This window comes from Leucobacter aridicollis, assembly GCF_013409595.1.
Lineage (GTDB): Bacteria > Actinomycetota > Actinomycetes > Actinomycetales > Microbacteriaceae > Leucobacter > Leucobacter aridicollis.
In genome coordinates, this window is sequence record NZ_JACCBD010000001.1 from 2,708,449 (window position 1) to 2,727,815 (window position 19,367).

Annotated in this window: 17 protein-coding genes; 6 read left to right on the forward strand and 11 right to left on the reverse strand. The window is 66.8% G+C overall.

The genetic code is table 11. From position 1 onward, the window contains the following. Positions 1 to 56: 56 nt before the first annotated feature. From BJ960_RS12610 to BJ960_RS12645, 8 genes are read right to left on the reverse strand one after another with little or no spacing between them, the layout of a single operon-like run. Positions 57 to 1,979 (reverse strand): SDR family NAD(P)-dependent oxidoreductase, encoded by a 1,923-nt coding sequence (locus BJ960_RS12610; RefSeq protein ID WP_202229121.1) that lies wholly within the window; start codon positions 1,977 to 1,979, stop codon positions 57 to 59. After that, positions 1,976 to 3,466 carry an FGGY-family carbohydrate kinase gene (locus BJ960_RS12615; RefSeq protein WP_185987542.1) on the reverse strand — a complete coding sequence of 497 codons (1,491 nt, stop codon included), beginning with the start codon at positions 3,464 to 3,466 and terminating at the stop codon, positions 1,976 to 1,978. The genes BJ960_RS12610 and BJ960_RS12615 overlap by 4 nt, the downstream gene beginning before the upstream one ends. Continuing rightward, positions 3,463 to 5,112: a glycerol-3-phosphate dehydrogenase/oxidase gene (locus BJ960_RS12620; RefSeq protein ID WP_202229120.1), complete on the reverse strand. Its 1,650-nt coding sequence runs from the start codon at positions 5,110 to 5,112 to the stop codon at positions 3,463 to 3,465. The genes BJ960_RS12615 and BJ960_RS12620 overlap by 4 nt, the downstream gene beginning before the upstream one ends. Positions 5,113 to 5,166: 54 nt before the next feature. Next, positions 5,167 to 6,039, reverse strand: a complete 873-nt coding sequence (lsrF, locus tag BJ960_RS12625) for a 3-hydroxy-5-phosphonooxypentane-2,4-dione thiolase (RefSeq protein ID WP_185987543.1) — start codon at positions 6,037 to 6,039, stop codon at positions 5,167 to 5,169. After that, positions 6,032 to 7,096, reverse strand: coding sequence for an ABC transporter permease (locus BJ960_RS12630; RefSeq protein ID WP_185987544.1), 1,065 nt, complete (start codon positions 7,094 to 7,096; stop codon positions 6,032 to 6,034). Before BJ960_RS12630 ends, lsrF begins: the two co-directional genes overlap by 8 nt. After that, positions 7,093 to 8,064 (reverse strand): ABC transporter permease, encoded by a 972-nt coding sequence (locus tag BJ960_RS12635; RefSeq protein WP_185987545.1) that lies wholly within the window; start codon positions 8,062 to 8,064, stop codon positions 7,093 to 7,095. Before BJ960_RS12635 ends, BJ960_RS12630 begins: the two co-directional genes overlap by 4 nt. Then, positions 8,064 to 9,560, reverse strand: a complete 1,497-nt coding sequence (locus BJ960_RS12640; protein ID WP_185987546.1) for a sugar ABC transporter ATP-binding protein — start codon at positions 9,558 to 9,560, stop codon at positions 8,064 to 8,066. Before BJ960_RS12640 ends, BJ960_RS12635 begins: the two co-directional genes overlap by 1 nt. Positions 9,561 to 9,591: 31 nt before the next feature. After that, complete coding sequence (locus BJ960_RS12645) at positions 9,592 to 10,680, reverse strand: substrate-binding domain-containing protein (RefSeq protein ID WP_185987547.1); 1,089 nt, start codon at positions 10,678 to 10,680, stop codon at positions 9,592 to 9,594. Positions 10,681 to 10,885: 205 nt separating this feature from the next. Between BJ960_RS12645 and BJ960_RS12650 the strand changes: the two genes are divergently transcribed. From BJ960_RS12650 to BJ960_RS12665, 4 genes are all read left to right on the forward strand, one after another. Further along, positions 10,886 to 11,635, forward strand: coding sequence for a GntR family transcriptional regulator (locus tag BJ960_RS12650; protein WP_121077968.1), 750 nt, complete (start codon positions 10,886 to 10,888; stop codon positions 11,633 to 11,635). A 50-nt stretch (positions 11,636 to 11,685) separates the two neighbouring features. Next, entirely contained in the window at positions 11,686 to 13,332 is a 1,647-nt protein-coding gene (locus BJ960_RS12655) for a DNA repair helicase XPB (RefSeq protein WP_185987548.1), read from the forward strand. Positions 13,333 to 13,448: 116 nt separating this feature from the next. After that, positions 13,449 to 14,150 (forward strand): response regulator transcription factor, encoded by a 702-nt coding sequence (locus tag BJ960_RS12660; protein WP_119284897.1) that lies wholly within the window; start codon positions 13,449 to 13,451, stop codon positions 14,148 to 14,150. Next, the gene (locus BJ960_RS12665; RefSeq protein WP_372430575.1) at positions 14,150 to 15,769 is read left to right on the forward strand and encodes a sensor histidine kinase; all 1,620 of its coding nucleotides are present in this window, start codon (positions 14,150 to 14,152) and stop codon (positions 15,767 to 15,769) included. The genes BJ960_RS12660 and BJ960_RS12665 overlap by 1 nt, the downstream gene beginning before the upstream one ends. Positions 15,770 to 15,829: 60 nt before the next feature. Here the strand turns inward: BJ960_RS12665 and BJ960_RS12670 are convergent, their stop codons facing one another. The 3 genes from BJ960_RS12670 to galU all read right to left on the reverse strand — a co-directional run bounded on the left by BJ960_RS12670 (position 15,830) and on the right by galU (position 18,456). Further along, the gene (locus BJ960_RS12670; RefSeq protein ID WP_185987549.1) at positions 15,830 to 16,855 is read right to left on the reverse strand and encodes an AAA family ATPase; all 1,026 of its coding nucleotides are present in this window, start codon (positions 16,853 to 16,855) and stop codon (positions 15,830 to 15,832) included. A 69-nt stretch (positions 16,856 to 16,924) separates the two neighbouring features. After that, positions 16,925 to 17,536, reverse strand: a complete 612-nt coding sequence (locus tag BJ960_RS12675; protein ID WP_121077975.1) for a GNAT family N-acetyltransferase — start codon at positions 17,534 to 17,536, stop codon at positions 16,925 to 16,927. Between the two features lie 14 nt (positions 17,537 to 17,550). Further along, positions 17,551 to 18,456: a UTP--glucose-1-phosphate uridylyltransferase GalU gene (galU, locus tag BJ960_RS12680; RefSeq protein ID WP_185987550.1), complete on the reverse strand. Its 906-nt coding sequence runs from the start codon at positions 18,454 to 18,456 to the stop codon at positions 17,551 to 17,553. A gap of 79 nt (positions 18,457 to 18,535) precedes the next feature. Between galU and BJ960_RS12685 the strand changes: the two genes are divergently transcribed. Then, positions 18,536 to 19,129, forward strand: a complete 594-nt coding sequence (locus BJ960_RS12685; protein ID WP_185987551.1) for a 5-formyltetrahydrofolate cyclo-ligase — start codon at positions 18,536 to 18,538, stop codon at positions 19,127 to 19,129. An 11-nt stretch (positions 19,130 to 19,140) separates the two neighbouring features. Beyond that, positions 19,141 to 19,365 (forward strand): FmdB family zinc ribbon protein, encoded by a 225-nt coding sequence (locus BJ960_RS12690; RefSeq protein ID WP_185987552.1) that lies wholly within the window; start codon positions 19,141 to 19,143, stop codon positions 19,363 to 19,365. Positions 19,366 to 19,367 lie beyond the last annotated feature (2 nt).

Below are 19,367 nucleotides of genomic sequence, written 5' to 3' on the forward strand. Positions count from 1 at the left end.
GAGGTTTCGGGGCGCAGGCGTCGGATCCACCGACCCTGCGCCCCGGACAGGGCCTACTAGATGACTCGGTCGTTCCCGCCGTCGACGCTCAAGTGGGCGCCGGTCGTCGCCGGGAACCGCTCGCAGAAGGCGACGACCGCCTCGGCGACGGTCCGACTGCGCACCTCAGTACGGAGTAGGTTGCGGGTGCGGTATTCCTCGACAGAGAGGCCGTAGTTCGCAGCGCGGGCCGCGAGCAGCTCAGGCGTCCAGATCGCCGTGTCGAACACGGCGTCGGGCTCAACCTGATTCACCCTGATGCCGTCGGCGGCCCACTCGAGCGCCGCAACGCGCGCGAGCTGAGCGGCTGCAGTCTTGCTCGCCGAGTACGCGGCGACACCGGGGCCAGGGGCGGCGACGTTCTTCGTCGACACGAGCACGACGCGACCCCCGTTCGGCGCGAGGGCGAGCACGGGGTGCACCGCACGAAACAGCCGCGCGACCGCGGTTACGTTCACGCGGAATGCGCGATCCCAGACCTCGTCGTCAAGCTCTGCGAGTGCCTGGCTCGGCGGGAAGATACCCGCCGCAACGACAACCATGTCGACGCCGCCGAACTCGCGAACCGCAGTCTCGACCGCCGCTTCGATAGTCTCGGGTGCACTCACGTCACCGGTGACACCGCGCCAGGAATCGCTGTCGCTGAGCGTGGTGACCGCAGCGTTCAGGTCGATCCCGACGACCGCAGCGCCCTGCGCGAGGAGCAGCTCGGCGATGGCCCGGCCGATCCCCGACGCAGCACCAGTGACGACGGCGACCTCTCCCCCGAGCGGCTTCGCCTGCTTTCCTGCGAGCTTCAGCTGTTCGAGCGTCCAGTACTCGATATCGAAGGAGTCCGCCTCCGAGAGTGATCCGTACGTCCCAATCGCGTCGGCCGCGTCGATGACGTCGAGCGTGTGGAGAGCAATATCTCCGGCGATCTTGAGTTCCTTGGTCGTCGCGCCGGTCACCAGCAGCCCGAGCTCTGGGTCGAGCACGACGCGCGGCGCGGGGTGCAACGGCGACACGGCCGGGTTGGCCCGCGCGGCGTGCCGCTCAAAGTAGGCACGATACTCGGCCGCGTATGCCTCAACGTCACGACCGATCATGGGCGTGCGCTTGGTGTGGATGACGTGCTCGGGCGTCGCGGTTCCGCGGCGCGTAAGCTCAGCCAACCCGGGGCGGGCGGCGAACTCGGCGCCGCGCGCGGAGCGCGTCTGACGCACGAGCATGGGGGTGCCCGCGGCCCGAGACACGTCGCGCCGAAGCGTCGCGAGTTCTGTGACAGTTCCGGACGCCGGCGCTGTTCCGCCTGGGTTACCCCACGTGCTGACGCCCAGGTGCGTATCGGCGAGCGAGACAAGCTCGCGGTGTCGCGAGAGCGCCGTATCGGCGGCGTCGGCGAAGGTAAAGAGCCCATGGTTTCGAAGCACCACCGCGTCGACGCCCGACACGTCGCTGTCGGCGATGAGCCGCGCGAGCGGGAACCCGGGCATGACGTATGGCAGCACGAGCACGCGTTCCCCGAGCACGGCAACGATCTCCGCGTCAGAGAGCCCGCTGTTCGTCAGCGCGACAATCGCGTTCGCGTGCGAGTGCAGCACGGCCTTGCCCGGCAGGTAGGCGTGGAGCAGCGCCTCGATCGATGCCGTCGGCGCTGCCGCGTCGAGTGAGGCCTGACGCAGCTCGTTCACCATTGTCACATCGTCGAGTTCGGCGAGCGAGAGGAGTTCTGCGAGCCTGTCGAGGCGCAGCGGGGCGAAGCCCGGCGCCTCGATCGTGCCGAGATCCCACCCGCTGCCCTTGACGAGCACGAGATCAACCGGAGCACCCGTGACGTCGATACCGGTGGTCTTGATCGACGTGTTGCCGCCGCCGTGGAGCACGAGCGACGGGTCACCACCAAGCTCTCGGCTCACGCGGACGATGACGTCGAGGTCGCGCTGCAGTTCGGTTGTCACTTGTATTCCTCCCAGACGGGTCCCATTGCGGTGATGATGCGGTCGAACGTCGCGGCCTGTACGGCGTACTGTTCTCGTTCGGGGCCGGGCTCGACCACGAGCTCGGGGTCGGGTTCGACCCGCCACGCAGCCATGTCGCAGCCGATACCGTTCGCCGCGAGCGAGGCCACCCCGCGCGCCCCGAGTTCGGTGCCCAGCTGCCTGCGCATCGGGTGACCGACAACGTCGGCAAACATCTGCGCCCACTCGGGGTTCTTTGCGCCGCCGCCGGCGAGGGTCCATGGCTCATCGCTGAGCTCGGCATCACTGCTCGTCACCTTCTCAATCTGTACGCGGTGGTACTGCGTGATGCCCTCGGCGACCGCGCGCGCGACGTGCGCGTATCCATGGCTGCCCTTGATGCCAAGCAGCGTGCCCGACGCACCGAGATGCTCGGGTGCGCCGTGGATGAACGGGAGAAAGATCAGCCCGTCGGCGAGCGGCGGTACGTTACCCGCCGCTTCGAGAAGCTCTCGTGGGGTGAGGGGGCAAGCCGCGCGATCACCGAGCACGTTGGCCGCCCACTCGATGCTCGCGGCCGACGTCGGCGCGACCTCCATCGCGAGCATGTAGCGCGGGTCGGGAAGCAGCGCGTTGATGGTCACCCTCGGAGGCTCCGCGTTCGCCGGCACGACAACGCTGTTAATGGCCCACGTCCCGACGATCACCGTGACGTCGCCGCTTTCGGTCGATCCCGCGCCGAGCGGGCTCGCCACGCAGTCCATGCAACCGGCGACAACGGGCACGCCCACCGGCAGTCCCGTCTGCTGGGCCGCCTCAGCGGTCACCGTTCCGACAACGGCATCCGAGGAGTGCAACGCGGGCAGCAATCGCATGAGGTCTTGCGGCACTCCGAGCATGTCGAAGACGGCCGGCTCGTATTCACGGGTGCGGAGATTCACCAGGCCGCACCCCGATGAGTCCGACAGGTCGGCGCTCGGAGCGCCAGTGAGGCAGACCGTAATCCAGTCCTTGCAGGTGAGCGCCCAGGCCGCGGCAGCGAGCGTCTCAGGCTCGTTGTCGTGCAGCCACCGTAGTAGCACCCCCGGCTGTGCTGCCCACGGAATTGAGCCGCTGATCTGGCGCACGGATTCGACTGTTTCGGGATCGAGCCCAGCGACGATCCGCTCGGCTCGGCTATCGGTTGATGCGATCGCAGTGCGCACCGGCGCGAGTTGCTCGTCGACGAGGTAGAGCCCGTTTCCGTGCCCGGTCGCGCCGATGCCGCGCACGACCCAGCCGTCGCGAGCGAGCCCATCCTGGAGTTCGCGCAGCACGCCCGCGACGACGTCCCAGAGGGCGCGCATATCGATTTCCTGGCGCTCGCGCGAGACAGCGACGCGGGGATTCGGAGCCGACACCGTCGCAATCTCATGCCCGACCTCGTCGAAGGCAGCCGCTTTCGCGCTCGTGAGCCCGACATCAATTCCGATGACACAGGTCTTCATCGTTCTCCCCCACCCTGTTCCACACGCAGCGCGCGCGGTGCGAACCGCCGTACGGCGTGCCGGTAGCGCGCAAGCTCCTCAGCTGCGAGGTCTTGCGTCCAACCGACATGCTGCGTGAGCACCGCGGCGGCCCGAGGCGCCACGCTGAGCCCAACATCGCTATTCAACGCGATAGTCGTGCGTCGAAGCAACACGTCCTCGAGCGTGACCGCGCCCTCCTCGCGAACGGCGTAGACAAGCTCGGCCGCGATGGCGCCGGTCTCGTCGTCGATGATCTCCGCGAGCGAAGGATCCTCAGCCGCGAACGCCGCGACCTCCCACGCGAGCTCGCCGTAGACCGCCGCGAGCCGCTCTGCGGTGCGACTTGGGAGTGTACTTGCCGCAACGAACCTCGCGCGGAACTCATCTACGTCCACGGCGGGGGCACCGGGGAATGGCAGCTTGTCGGTCCGTGAACGCCGGTGCGGCAGGCCGAGCGCCTTCTCGATGACTTTCAGCGCCTGCACGCCAAGCGCACGGTGCGTCGTGTACTTCCCGCCGATGAGCGTGAAGAGTCCCCGCGAATCGCCCGTGTGGGCGACGATCTCACTGTCGCGCGTCACCGACGATGGGTCGGTGAGGTCGGCCACATACGGCAACGGGCGAACTCCGGAGTATGACCAGAGCACATCGTCGCTCGTGAGCTTCGCGCCGGGCAGAATCGTGTTGACCGCTCGCAGGAGGTAGTCGGTCTCGTCTCCGTCCGCGATGATCTCGTCGATGGACTCGTCGTATGGCAGGTCGGTCGTGCCGAGCATGTACTTCCCGTTGTGCCACGGCAAGACAAACATTGGCCGGTTGTCATCGGGGGACTCGAAGAAGATGCACTTATCGGGGGCGGTCGGGAACGCGTCGACGACGAGGTGGCTACCCTTCGTCGGCCCGATCTTCCGCTCGTGCTCACCGTCGAGGTCGAGCACCGAATCGACCCAGGGGCCCGCCGCGTTGATCACGATGGGAGCGCGCAACGAACGTTGCTCGCCAGTCTCGCGATCTCGATACACGACCCCGGCGACGTGCCCACCCTCGTGGATGAGCGATAGCACGGGCGTATGGGTCAGGATCGTCGCGCCGTTGCGCGCGGCGTCGATCGCGATCTCTACCGCGAACCGCTCGGTGACTGGCACATGGGCGTCTTGGAAGAGACCGCCCCATTTGACCCCGCCAGCTGCGATACCGGGGAAGTCGCGCTTCAGCCCGCGCGAGAACACGATGCGGTTGAACGGCAGCTTCTTGCCCACCGAGAGCACGTCGTGGAAGATGAGGCCGCACGAGAGCAGCCAGCCGGGCCGCGAGCCGTCCTTCGTGAACGGAATGAGCATCGGGTACGGGCGCACGAGGTGCGGCGCCGTGCGCAACAGAATGTTGCGCTCCCTGATCGACTCGAAGACGAGCGGGATCTCGAACCGTTCAAGGTACTTCAGGCCGCCGTGGATGAGACGCGACGAGATCGCCGAGGTGCGTGCGGCGAGGTCGTCCTGGTCAATCATCACGACGTTCAGGCCGCGCCGAGCCGCCTCGCGGGTGATCGCAAGGCCGTTGATTCCGGCGCCGATGACGACGACGTCGGCTGCGCTCGGTTCGGCGTAGGTACGGAGGGTAGGCAATGCAGGGGTCCCTTCAGACCGATGGGCGCCCGGTAGGCGCCCATCGAGGTGGTATCAGTTCGCGAGTGTCTGGTAGAGGTCGAATGCCTCTTCGGGGGTGAGGCCGTCGTGGACGACGCCGCGCACAGCGGAGAGCATGGCTGCCGGGTGCTCTGACTGGAACACGTTGCGCCCCATGTCAACGCCCGCAGCGCCCTCCTGCATCGCGCGGTACGCAACGCGCAGCGCCTCGGGCTCCGACACCTTCTTGCCGCCGGCGATGACGATCGGAACCGGGCACGCGCTGGTGATGGTCTCGAAGCCCTCCTCGACGTAGTAGGTCTTCACGAACGCGGCGCCGAGCTCTGCACTCATGCGGGTGGCGAGGCGGAAGTAGCGGGCGTCGCGCACCATGTCCTTACCGACGGCGGTGACGGCGAGCACGGGGATCCCGGCTGCCTGGCCCTGGTCGACGAGCGTCGTCATGTTCTTGATCGACTTCGTTTCATTCTCAGCGCCGACGAACACCTGCACCGCGAGTGCCGCAGCGTCGAGGCGGACCGCGTCGTCGATCGAAACGGCGATCTCCTCGTTCGAGAGGTCGGTTAGCACGCTGGGCCCGCCCGAGGCGCGAAGCACGATGCCCTTGCCGTTGTCTGCCGGGATCGTCGTGCGCAGCGCACCGCGAGTGCACATGAGCGCGTCAGCCTGCGGCACGAGCGGAACGATGGAGCGATCGAGACGCTCGAGGCCGGAGGTCGGGCCCTGGAAGTAGCCGTGGTCGAACGCCAGCATCACGGTGTTGCCATCACGGGGGTCGAAGATGCGCGACAGGCGAGCCTTCATCCCCCAGTCCTGGCCGGCCTGGCCCTTGAGGTGGAATCCCTCACGTGCGGCGGCGCCGCCGGTGAAATTGGTACCTTCGCGGAGGTCGTCGAGGTCAGCCATTGGTGTTCTCCTTTTGTTGTGAAACGGAATCGGGGGAATCGGGTGCCACTGCGGCTGGCGCCGGCGAGACCGATGCCTTGAGTCGGGAAAGGCTGGAGCGGCCGGTGCCCGTCGCGAGCGATGCGACGATCACCACGAGCACGACGAGTACGCCCTTGAGCACGTTCTGAGCACCAACGGACCACCCGACAAGGTTCAAGAGGCCCGAGAGCAGCACGAAGAAGAGTGCGCCGGTCCAGGCGCCGATCGGCACGGGGCGGCCACCCGAGATGAGCGTGCCGCCGATGACGACGACCGCGATCGAGTCGAGCATGTATGAGGTGCCGAGCACCGTACTCGGCGAGATGAACGCCGCGAGCAGGGCACCGACGAGCCCGGCAAGGCCGGCGCAGAGAATGTAGGCGGAGGCGGTGACGAGCGTGACGGGGAGGCCCGCACGCTCCGCCGCCTTGGCGCTCTGTCCGACAGCGATCACCGAGTGCCCGAACCGAGTGCGACGCAGCACGAACCAGATCACGACGGTGACGACGAGCACGAAGACGGCAATCAGTGGAATGCCAAGAATCTTCGCGTTCACGAGCTCGCGCAGCGCCTGCGGAGCGCTCCCGCGGGCAGAACCCGCGAGCAGCAGCGTCGCGCTCGTCACGATCAGGCTCGTCGCGAGCGTCGCGATGATGGGAGGCACTCGCAAGTAAAGGATCGCGGCGGTGCTCACGAGCCCGGCTACGAGCCCCGCGGCGACGCCCGCAAGCACGCCGGCGAGCAGGCCCGCCGAGGACGCGACCAGCACGGAGACGTACGAGGACATTGAAATGACCGTGCCAACGGAGACGTCGATGTTGCCGGGGCCAAGCGTGATGACGAGCATCTGTCCGAGCGCGACGAGCACGAGGAACGGTGCGAGCGAGAGTGCCTGCGTGAGCGGGTCGAACGGCGCGCCGGGGCGCACGGAGACAATGATGCCCCAGACGACGAGGACACCGACGAGAGACCAGCCCCAGGCGGGCCAGACGAAGCCCCGGCGCGGGGCGCGGTCAGAGTGTAGCTGCGTGTTCATCGCGCAATCCTCTCCGTGATGATTCGACCCGCGAGCACGGCGAGCACGATGAGGCCCTGGGCCGCGGACTGCAGACTCGAAGGCAGGTTGATGAGGCTCAAGAGCACGGTGATGAGACCGAGCGTGACGGCGCCGATCGTGACGCCGACAGGCAGGGCGCGGCCGCCGGAGAACGTGCCGCCGCCGAGGATCACCGCGGCAATCGTCATGAGTGTGAACTCGCTGGCCGAATTGATGTCACCCGACCAGGTCTGGGAAGCGAGCAACAGGCCAGCAAGCACCAACAGGCCGGCGGCGATCACATAGGCGCTGATGCGCGTGCCGACGAGCGAGACGCCGGCCTTCTCGAGTGTGGGCGCCTGCGACCCCAGAGCGCGAATGCGCATGCCGACCTTCGCTCGACGAGAAATGAACCAGCCGAGCAGCGTTGCCAGTGCGATGAGCACGATCGGGGCAGGGAAGCTGGTCGGCCGCCACTGCGAGATCGCCGAGAGCCAGGCCGGCGTCTCGCCGCCAGGGGTTGGGCTGATCTGCAGGCCGATCCCGAGCCAGACAAACGACATACCGAGCGTGACAATGATCGAGGGCACGCCGTGTCGCTGCACGACGTAGGCGAGCACCGCGTACACCGCGAGAATGCCTGCAACGAGCAGCACAGCAATGAGCGGCGCGTCGGCAAGCAGCCTGGCCGCGATCACCGTGACGAGCCCGACCAGGTAGCCGACGCTCAGATCGATGTCGCCAACGCTCATCATGATCATCTGCGCCTGGGCAGCAAGCACGAGCGGCACCGACGACATGAGCATCAGCGTGAGACCGGGAACGCTGAGGATCCCGGGCTGCAGGGACGCGGTGATCGCGAAGATCACGGCGAGGGCGACGAACGACAGCAGTGCGGGCGAGCCGTTCTGGGCCCCGGCGCGCAAGCGCTCGCGCGGGCCGGGCGCAGACGAAATGGTTGTGCTCATCAGTTCTCCTCCGTCAGCCGGGGGTCTACGCCGAAGGAGTCGGCGATGATCCGTTCCTCGGAAATCTCTTCGTTGGCAAGCTCGCTCACGATCCGGCCGGAGCGGAAGACGTACACGCGGTCGCAGTGCGCCATCTCGCCGTTCTCCGTCGAGTACCAAACGATCGAGCGGCCGCGGGAGGCCTCGATACGCATGAGTGCGTAAAGCTCGTTCTTCGTCTTGACGTCGACGCCGCGAAACGGGTCGTCGAGCAGCACGAGGGGCGCGTCGGTTGCGAACGCGCGCGCGACGAGCACCTTCTGCTGGTTGCCACCAGACAGTGATGTGATCGGGGCCTTCGCGCCGCCCTTTACGTTGAGGCGCTGCACCCAGTCCGCGGCGAGCATGCGCTCGCGCGCGGCGGAGATCACGCCACCGACGGAGAACTGGCGGGCAGCGGACACCGTGAGGTTTTCTGCGACAGACCAGAGCGGGAAGATCCCACTCGTCTGGCGATCGCCGGGCACGTACGCTCTGCGGCCGCGCACGTCGACCCCGCGCGATCCTGACCACAGGCGCTGCAGCAGCTGCTCCTGGCCGTGCCCCGCGAGGCCTGCAAGGCCGATGATCTCGCCGCTGCGCACGGTGAATGAAGTGTCCTCGGTAGCGATCTCTGCGACGGTCTCGCCCGCCGTCGCGACCGGTGCATCGCTGATCGCTTCGACGTTCTGCATCACGGCAGTGTCGGCATGGACGCCCCCGCCCATGATCGACAGCAACTCATCCTCGTCCGTCTCGCTCGCGGGCAGGATCTCAACGACCTTGCCGTCCTTCATCACAGCGATCCGATCGGCATTCGCGAGCACCTCCTGCATGCGATGGGAGATGAGGACCATGCCGACGCCGCGAGCCGCGAGCTCGCCGAGTGCCGCGTACATCTGCTTTGTGGCATCCATGCTTAGCGACTCAGTGGGCTCGTCAAGGATCAGCATGGCGAGCTTCGGGGTGCACATCGCTCTGGCGATCTCGACCATTTGGCGCTGCGGCATCGAGAGCGAGCTCGTGCGCCGCACAATACTGATCCCGTGTCCGGGGAACACCCGGTCGAGAGTCTCGGTGACCTCGCGCTCGGCCCGTTGCTTCCAGTTCCAACCGCGGGCGGAGTCGTTGGACAGCGCAATGTTCTCGGCGACCGTGAGGTCGGGGCACAGGGCGAGTTCCTGGTAAATCATGCGGACGCCGGCGCGAGCGGCGGCGCGCTGATCCCACGCGCCGCCCTCGTACCACTCCACCGATCCGGTATCTGTGGATTCGCGGCCGGCGAGCACCCGCATGAGGGTGCTCTTGCCGGCGCCGTTGTGGCCGACCAGCCCGAGGATCTCCCCCGCTGCGACCGTGATATCGATTCCCGCGAGCGCGAGCGTGTTCCCGTACCGCTTCGACACCGCTGTTGCGCGCAGCAGGTCGTGCCCGGGCTGCGCCCCCGTCACGCGGGTGCTCTCCGTCTGGGTCGTCATCGGGTTCTCCTTGTGAGCTGGTCGGCCGGGGTTACTTCTGAGCCGGAGCCTGGACGTCTTCGCCTGCGAGGAGCGCCTTGATGGCGGCTTCTGTCGAGGACTCATCCCACTGGTTCGCGGCGTACTCGTCCGCGCCGAGGGTCTCGACCCAGTAGTCGAGGCTGTCCTTCGTGACCTGCACGAGGGGCAGCACGACCTGGTCGGGCACCTCTTCACCGCGCTCCTTCGCGAGCGAGACGTACAGCGCGGCGATGACCTGGCCGGGGTCGGTGAGGGCTGCGAACGAGCCGTTGTCGATCCCCTTGTCCTTCCAGAAGCTCAGCGACTTGCCGTCTGTGTCGAACACGACGACGGGTGCTTCGCGGTTCGCCGACTCGAACGCCTGAACGACTCCCATTCCGCCAATGCAGCCGGGAACGGCAGCGATATCAGGCATGGATCCGAGCACTGCGACGATCTCCTTTTGCGCGGTTGCCGCATCGCAGAAGCCGTTGACCTCCGCCGCCACCTTCACGTCGGGGTACTCAGCGAGGATCTCCTGCTGCCGCGCGTTGAACTCTTCCTCCGGCTGCGAGCCGATGACGCCGCGGTTCACGATGACGTTGCCCTTGCCTCCGATGGCCTCAAGCGCAGGCTCGAGCGAGTCAGCGCCCCACTGTCCGTAGTCGTTCCGAACGACCGTGCCACAGCTCGTGTCCATATCGGCGTCGAGGATGACGACGTTGATGCCCGCGGTGCAGGCTTCCTCAACGACGGGCACGAGCGCGGTCGACGACGCGGGGATCACCATGAGCACGTCTGGGTTCTGAAGCATGAGGCTGCGGATCTGCGAGGCCTGCTCGGTCGCGCTGTTCTCGCCCGGTGCATTCACGACCGAGTACTCGGAGACGATTCCCTCGCCCTTGAGCTTTTCGGCTTCCTTCTCGAACTTGTCGATAAGGGTGAGGCGCCAGCCGTTGACGAACCCGTTCGAGAGCGCGACTTTCAGCCCCTTCGGGTCTCCGTCAGTCTTGCCATCCTCGGAGGGAGTCGCCGCGCCGGAGCAGCCGGCAAGCAGCAGCGCAGCCGCGCTTGCGGCAGCGATTCCGCCGATCAGGCGGCGGTTGATCTTGAACTTCATTGTTGTCTCCTGGTCGCTCCATTGCGCGGCGCGAAATTCACTTCCGTGCCACAAGATCTACATCACCTTGTAATAACCAACTGGTAATGACGAGTTGGTCGTGACTAGATTAGGGTGAAGTCATACCGCTGTCAATTCCGAAGCGTGCACCACCCGCAAACCGTTATGCTCGGGCGAGACCATCGCTCAGTCAGGAAGGCCAGCAATGCAGAGTCCAGCCGCACCAGGGTCCCTCGACCGCTTCGCGGACGCCCCCCTGTGGCAACAGCTCTCAAGCGCCCTCAGAGAAGAGATCGATGAGGGGCGCCTGCGACCCGACCAAGCGCTACCCTCCGAGTCTGAGCTCATCAACCGATACGGCGTATCGCGCACCGTTGTCAGGGAAGCGCTCGCAGACCTCGTGCGCGCCGGCCTCATTTACAAGGTGCGCGCCCGTGGCTCATTCGTCTCACCGCGCCGCCCTGAACTGAAGTTCGTCGGCTCGATGATGGGATCCTCGGCCGACCTGGAAGCGACCGGCCGCATCATCACCACCAAGGTGATCAACTTCGAGACCGACGCAGCCGACGCGAAGCTCGCGGAAGAACTCCAGATCGCCGTCGGCGAGCCGGTGATCCGGCTGCGCCGTCTGCGTTTCGTAGACACCGCACCGTGGTTGCTCGTCGACACGGTACTCCCCGAACAGCGCTTCCCGAACCTCGCCCGCGCGAACCTCGAGAATCAGTCGCTCTACGACCACCTGCGGCGGCACTACGGGGTGCATCCGAGCGGGGCCGACCGCTGGATCAGCGCGGTGAACCCGTCTGTCGAGGACGCAGAGCTCCTGCAGTTGCGCCCTGAAGACCCGATCCTCGCCATCGACTCCATCGCCTGGGATGCGCAGGGAGTCCCGTTCGAGCGATACCACGCCCTGCACCGCAGCGACGGCAATAGGTTCTACCTGGGCATTCGGTAGCACCGTCACACACGCCCAATGCGCAGCGAACCGGGGTAGAATGGCCAGTTATGACTCTCGGCCCCCTCATCGTTCAGAGCGACCACACCGTACTGCTCGAGGTAGCGCACCCTGACGCCGAGGATGCGCGACACGAACTCGCCGTCTTCGCCGAGCTTGAGCGCGCCCCCGAGCACATCCACACGTACAGGGTGACGCGTCTCGGGCTGTGGAACGCGCGCGCCGCTGGGCACACCGCCGAGGAAATCCTCGACACCCTCAACCGGCACGCCAAGTTCCCCGTGCCGAGCGGCGTCGCGTCGGAGATCGCCGACACCATGCGCCGCTACGGCAGGCTCACCATCGAGCGCGACGCCGAGGGTGAACTCATCCTCCGCTCGGATGACGCCGCAATCATGCGCGAGGTGTCGTCGGCGAAGAAGATTGCGCCGCTGCTCGGCAACAAGATTGACGACCTCACCGCGCCGGTCGAGGCGTGGGCCCGCGGCGAGCTCAAGCAGCAGCTCGTCGCCCGCGGCTGGCCCGCGGAGGATCTCGCCGGGTACCGACCAGGCGAGCCCTACGACATTTCGCTCGAGGAGGGCGATTGGGAGCTCCGCGATTACCAGGCGAAGGCCGTCGAGGCGTTCCAGCGAGGCGGATCCGGCGTCGTCGTGCTTCCCTGTGGCGCGGGCAAGACCCTCGTCGGCGCGGCATCGATGGCCGCGGTCGGCGCGAAGACGCTGATCCTCGTCACCAACGCGGTCTCGGCGCGGCAGTGGCGCGACGAGCTCCTCAAGCGAACCAACCTCGCCGAGGATGAGATCGGCGAGTACTCGGGTCAGGTCAAAGAGGTCAAGCCCGTCACGATCGCGACCTACCAGATCCTCACCAGCAAGCGAAAGGGCGAGTACGCGCACCTCTCGCTCCTCGACGCCCAGGACTGGGGCGTCATTGTCTACGACGAGGTGCACCTGCTCCCCGCACCCGTGTTCAAGCTCACCGCCGAGCTGCAGGCGCGCCGCCGCCTTGGCCTCACCGCAACGCTCGTGCGCGAGGACGGCCGCGAGGGTGACGTCTTCAGCCTCATCGGGCCGAAGCGCTACGACGCGGCCTGGAAAGACATCGAGGCGCAGGGATTCATCGCCCCGGCGGAGTGCTTCGAGATCCGCATCGATCTCCCGGAGAGCGAGCGGCTCGAGTACGCCATCGCCGAAGATCAGGATCGCTACCGCATCGCTTCCTCCACCGCTCAGAAGGAACGCGTCGCTCGTGAGATCATCGACCGGCACGCCGGTGAGAGCATCCTCGTCATCGGGCAGTACATCGACCAGCTGGAGTCGATGGCCGAGGCCCTCGGTGCTCCGCTCATCACCGGGCAGACGCCGGTGAACGAGCGCGAGGACCTGTTTAACGCGTTCCGCAGCGGGGAAGAGAAGATCCTCGTCGTGTCGAAGGTCGCGAACTTCTCGGTCGATCTCCCCGACGCCTCGGTTGCGATCCAGATTTCGGGCTCGTTTGGATCGCGTCAGGAGGAGGCACAGCGCCTCGGCCGGCTTCTCCGGCCCAAGCAGACCGACGTGAAGGCCTCGTTCTACACGCTCATCGCGCGCGACACCGTCGACCAGGACTTCGCGCAGAACCGCCAGCGTTTCCTCGCCGAGCAGGGCTACGCCTACACGATCCTTGACGCGGAGGACCTGGCGGCGGTCCGCTAGCCCGCGCGCACACGCAGCGCCGGTTCCGGTTCCGGTTCCGGTGGGCAGCCGGCCCGGCGCCACGCCACCCGGCCCACTTCCAGCCAGTTCATAGCAAATCATCAGAGACTGGAATCATGAACATTGAACGAAAAGGCCCCAGGATCCTCATCGTCGATGATGAGCCGAACATTCGTGAGCTTCTCAGCACCAGCCTCCGCTTCGCCGGTTTCGGCGTTCGCTCCGTAGGTAACGGCGCTCAGACAATCTCAGCAGTCCTCGAGGAAGAGCCAGATCTCATTATCCTCGACGTCATGCTCCCCGACATGAACGGCTTCAGCGTGACCAAGCGGCTGCGCTCGGCCGGCTACACGGCTCCGATTATCTTCCTCACGGCAAAGGACGACACCGAGGACAAGGTCGAGGGCCTGAACGTTGGCGGAGACGACTACGTCACTAAGCCCTTCAGCCTTGACGAGATTATCGCCCGGATCAACGCCGTGCTTCGACGCACGATCCAGGAGGACGAGGAGACCATGCTCGAGGTCGGGCCCATCAGCCTCGACCAGGACACGCACGAGGTCACCGTGTCGGGCACGTCCGTCGAGCTGTCGCCGACCGAGTTCAAGCTGCTGCGCTACCTCATGCAGAACGCGAACCGCGTGCTGTCGAAGGCGCAGATCCTCGACCACGTCTGGGAGTACGACTTCAACGGCGACGCAGGCATCGTGGAGTCCTACATCTCCTACCTTCGCCGCAAGCTCGACCCGCTGACGGACGAGTCCCTCATCCAGACCAAGCGTGGCTTCGGGTACATGCTGAAGGCTGACACGATCTAGTGACACAGCTGCGCGACTTCGGGAACCACTGGGCGGACGTTTCACTCCGGACGAAGATCACTATCGTCACGGTGTTCATCCTCTTCCTGGGACTCATTGTCGCCGGGGTGGGCACCTTTTCGGTGCTCCGCCCCATCCTCATCAACCAGCAGAGCGCTGAGCTCGCGCAGATCCGCAACGACCCGTCGGTCGTGCTCGCGCCCGGAGCCGACACGAAACAGCTCACGCAGGACGACGTGATCGCCGCGAACGGGCGGTACTACGTGGCGGTGCTCGATCCAAACGGTGAGGTGAGTTTCGACAACTCGCGCGATCGCCGCCCGGGATCGCTGCCCGACGTCGAGCGGCTCGGGTTCTCCCTCAAGGTCGCCGCCGCGCACGAGGCGTCCGCCGCGCCGCCAGAGGACATTCTCAGCGCCGACGGCACCCGCTGGCGAGCGGTAGTGACGATGCTCTCCGTGGTGGACGCCTCCGGCCAGAAACACGCCTCGGGCGCCCTGCTCATCGCCGATTCAACGACGATCATCAATCAGCTCGTCGCGCAATACGTGATCGTGTTCACCGGGTTCGGGATCGCCGTGATCCTGCTCGGCGCCGCACTCACGCGCATCCTCATCACAACGACCCTGCTCCCGCTCGCCGAGGTCGAGCAGACGGCCCTCGAGATTTCGCGCGGCGACTTCTCAAAGCGCATCCTGGTGGCGAGCCCGCACACCGAGGTCGGTCACCTCGGGGACTCGCTCAACGTCATGCTCGACCGGCTCGATGGCTCCCTGGAGGACCGCGAGCGCACCATCGAGCGCATGCGGCGCTTCGTGGGCGATGCAAGCCATGAGCTGCGCACACCGCTCGTGTCCGTTCGCGGCTACGCCGAGCTCTACCGGATGGGCGCGCTCCAGAGCCCCGAGCAGGTGAGCCAGGCCATGGAGCGCATCGAGAAAGAGGCGATCCGGATGACCTCGCTCGTTGAGGATCTCCTCGCGCTCGCCCGCCTCGACGAACGCCGCCAGCTCGAACTCGCCCCGCTCCCCCTGAACCAGCTCGCGCAGGACGCGGCGCTCGACGCGCGGGCCGGCGCCCCCGACCGCGAGATTAGCGTCGTTGAGGATCCGAACAATCCGCAGGCGCTCGGCGACGAGAACAAGATCAGGCAGCTCATCACGAACCTCATCGGCAACGCCAAACAGCACACGCCCGAGGGCAGCCCGATTGAGATCGTGGTGAGCGCGCTGCCGGCGCCAGAGCCCGTTGTTTCGGAGGCGCCCGCAGACCAGCCGACGTCGAAGCGCGCCGGCTCCTCACCGGCGACAGGTAGCACCGGCGTCATCAAGACCGTTCAGCCGCAGCCGCAGGCGATGACTCGGTTCGAGATCGTGGATCACGGCGAGGGCATCCCCGAGCAGGTACGCGAGAAGATCTTCAGCAGGTTCTGGCGAGCGGACAGCTCGCGCAACCGCGAGACGGGTGGGTCCGGCCTCGGGCTTGCGATCGTGAAGTCGATCGTCGAGGCGCACAAGGGCACAGTTTCCGTGCACGACACCCCTGGGGGCGGCGCGACCTTCCGGGTTGACCTTCCCGCGGCGACGCCCGCGGAGATCCCTGCGGGCCCCGAGGCCTAGCGCGATCCTGGCCGCGCTGGCGTCGGGCACGAGCCCGGCGTCGAACGATCCGGTGTGAAGCTAGCCGGCGTTACGGCGGCGGCGGAGCACCTTGTCGAGGTCGGGCATACCCTCGGTCGTGTCGCCGACGACGCCGAGCTGGCTCAGGCGAGACGGCGCTGCCGCGCGTCCCTGCGCCTGGCCGCCACTGGCTGCGGTCCGTGACGTGCCGGTGGCCCGATCCTGCGCGTCAGGAGTCCCCTGACTCGCTGCGGCTGGCTGCTCAGCGCCCGCATCGATGCGCCGCTGCCTGGCGACCTGCTCCCGCACCTCGCGGAGCAGCATCGAGTCGGGCTGATTCTCCCGCGGCGCGTAGGCGCGGGCCTCGCGGGCGCGAGCCATAGTCCGCGCGCGCTCAATCCGCTCGGCTGCCGCACGCTGGGCCGCAGCGTGGGCGGCCGCCGAGTCGCGGGTCTCGCCGGTTGCTGCAACGTCGTCAAACACGGGCTCGTCTTCGACGGCTGCGACGACGGCCTGCTCCGCGGCGATCGGGGCGAGCTTTGCACGACCAGGGGCAAGCAACACGAGCGTGCCGAGACCGACAGTGAACGCGAGCAGGGACCAGAGCAGCACGGCGGGTCCGATGCCGGCGATGAGCATGCCAAGGCCCACGAGGGAGCCCACGACGCCGAGCAAGCCGGCAAGCGCAGCGAGCGAACGCACCCGTCGCACGATCGGCTTCCGAAGCTTCGCTGCCCGGTTCATCGCTACCTGCTTTCTCTGCATCTGTTGTGCTCGGATCTCCGCACGAACCTGCTCTGCCCGCGCGTTCGCGAGCTCCGCTTCGCGCTCAGCTTCCTGCCGCTTCTGCGCGGTCTTGAGGAGTCGCTCGTGTGCGAGTGCCTCGCGGGCGGTGGCCTCGACACGCACCTCGTGCGGCACCTCGGCTGTCTCGGCGAGCACGCGAAGGGTCCGCTGCAGGCGCAGCGCGTTGCGCTCGGCGGCGTTGAATTCGCGACGCCGAAACCACGCTGGGACGAGGACGACGGCCCAGAGGAGCGCGATGATGAGGAACATCACCCCGCCGCCAAGCCCGCCTGTACCCATGGGGTAACTGTAGCTAGCGCTGCAGCGGGGCGCACTGTCGGCACGCCGCAAACCGCCGGGTTCCCAGTGTCACGCGGGTTCGTCGAGGCGTGAAAGCATCGACCCGCGCACCTCCTCGCGGGTGACGGCGAAACTGTCGTGGTCCCGCCAGGCACCGTCGATGTGAATGTAGCGCAGACGTCGCCCCTCATAGCGGAACCCGAGCTTCTCGGGAATCCGCAGCGAGGCAGCGTTCTCCGGCCGGATGCACATCTCGACGCGATGCAACCCAACCGTCGCGAACAGGTAGTCCACGGCGAGCGCCACAGCCGTCGGCGTGATGTTCCGCCCCGCGTGGCCGCCGTCGATCCAGTATCCGATACTCGCCGACCACAGCGCGCCACGCGAAATGTCGGAGGCCGAAAGCTGGCCGACGACCATCCCGTCGTAGGTGATGACGAACGGAACCCCGCGGCCTTCGCGATGCTGCTCGAGCATTCGCTTGATCGACGGCTTCAGCGACACCGTGCCTGGCACCGGCCCTGCTCCACCGGGGTGCGTCGCCTCCCACGGCGTCAGCCACTCCCTGTTGTCGCGCAGCAGCGCCTCGAGCGCGCGGGCATCGCGGCGACGGATCAGCCGAATGCCGACCCGCCCCGCGCTCAGAGAACTCGGCAGCTCTCCCCCGTCAGCACCAAACATTGCCGAGGGATCGGCTATTCGCCGCGCAGCTTGTCTGCGAAGCCGATCACCCAGTCGCGGATCTCGTCGCCGAGCTCGGCGTGATCGACGCCGAGGAGCACGTTCGCCTTGATCCAGTCCGCACGGTCGCCGGTGTCGTAGCGGCGACCCTTGAAGATCACGCCATACACCGGAGCCTCGCCCTCGCCAGCGGCGAGTACGTTGAGCGCGTCAGTGAGCTGGTACTCGCCACCACGGCCGGGCTCGAGATCATCGATGATGTCGAAGATCTCAGGGCGCAGCACATACCGGCCAATGATCGCGAGGTTCGACGGCGCTTCCTCTCGGCTCGGCTTCTCAACGAGCTCGGTGATGCGCACGACGTCGGCGTCATCGGTGGGCTCGACCTGAGCGCAGCCGTACAGGTGGATCGATTCCATCGGCACTTCCATGAGCGCGACGACGGTCGCCTCGCGGGTGTTGTGCACCTCAACCATGCGGTCGAGCAGCGGGTCGTGGGCGTCGATGAGATCGTCGCCGAGTAGCACGGCGAACGACTCGTCCCCCACGTGCATCCGCGCGCGACCAACGGCATGCCCGAGGCCCAACGGCTGTCCCTGGCGGAGGAAGTGCACCTCGGCGAGCTCGCTCGCTTCGTGGACCTTGCCGAGCTTGTTGTCGTCGCCCTTGTTCTGCAGGGTGTACTCGAGCTCGGGAACCCCGTCGAAGTGGTTCACAAGGTTGTCTTTATTGCGCCCGGTGATAATGAGGACGTCGTTCAGGCCAGCGCTCGCTGCCTCCTCGACGACGTACTGGATCGCCGGCTTGTCAACGATCGGCAGCATTTCCTTTGGCATTGCTTTCGTCGCGGGGAGGAAGCGGGTGCCAAGGCCAGCCGCCGGGATCACCGCTTTCACGACGCTCGCTCGGTTTTCAGTCATGAGGGTAAGCCTATCCCGCAGCCCCAGAAATCGCCGTATCCGCGGGCGCCCCCTCGCCGTACGGAGCTAGGCTGGCGTTGTGTTGGAGAAGCAACAACTGCGCCGGGAGATCCAAGCGCGCCGCGTCGCGCGGGGTGGCGCCGACGAGACCGCCGCTCCAGACGCGCACGCAGGACGCAGCGGCCTCACCGAGAACCTGATCGCGGTTGCGACCGGGATCGGTGCGACCCGCATCGCGTGCTTCGTTGGGGTGCGTGGAGAGCCCGACACCGCAGAATTTCTCGCGTGGGCCCGCACGGCGGGTGTCGACGTGCTGCTCCCACGTTCCCTCGCCGGCGGATCGCTCGAGTGGGCACTGCACGTTCCGGGCGATCTTAAAGCGGGCGCGTTCGGGATCCCGGAGCCGCAAGGACCCGCGATCGTTGGGGGCGCTGCGAGCGCAGAGCTGATCTTCGTGCCCGCCGCCGCGGTCGATACGGCTGGCGGCCGACTCGGCTGGGGCAGGGGCTTCTACGACCGCGAGCTCGCGCGCATCGCCGCACTGGGTGCAGCGTCCCCTGCGGTCTTCGCTGTGGTCTGGGAGTCCGAGGTGCTCGCAGCCGTGCCCCGCGAGCCCCACGACGTTCCCGTTCATGGGGCGGTCACCGAGGAAACCGTGCACCACTTCGGGTAGGCTCGTAGATTGTGCCTACCTATGCTTACCGCTGCGCCGATTGCGGGCACAGCTTTGACATCTACCAGAGTTTCTCCGACGCGACCCTGACGGAGTGCCCAGAGTGCGGCGGCGACCTTCGCAAGGTGTTCGGATCGCTCGGCGTGACCTTCAACGGTTCCGGGTTTTACCGCACGGATTCCCGGGCGAGCGGCGGCTCAGACTCCTCGAGCAACAGCTCAAGCAGCAACTCCTAGCC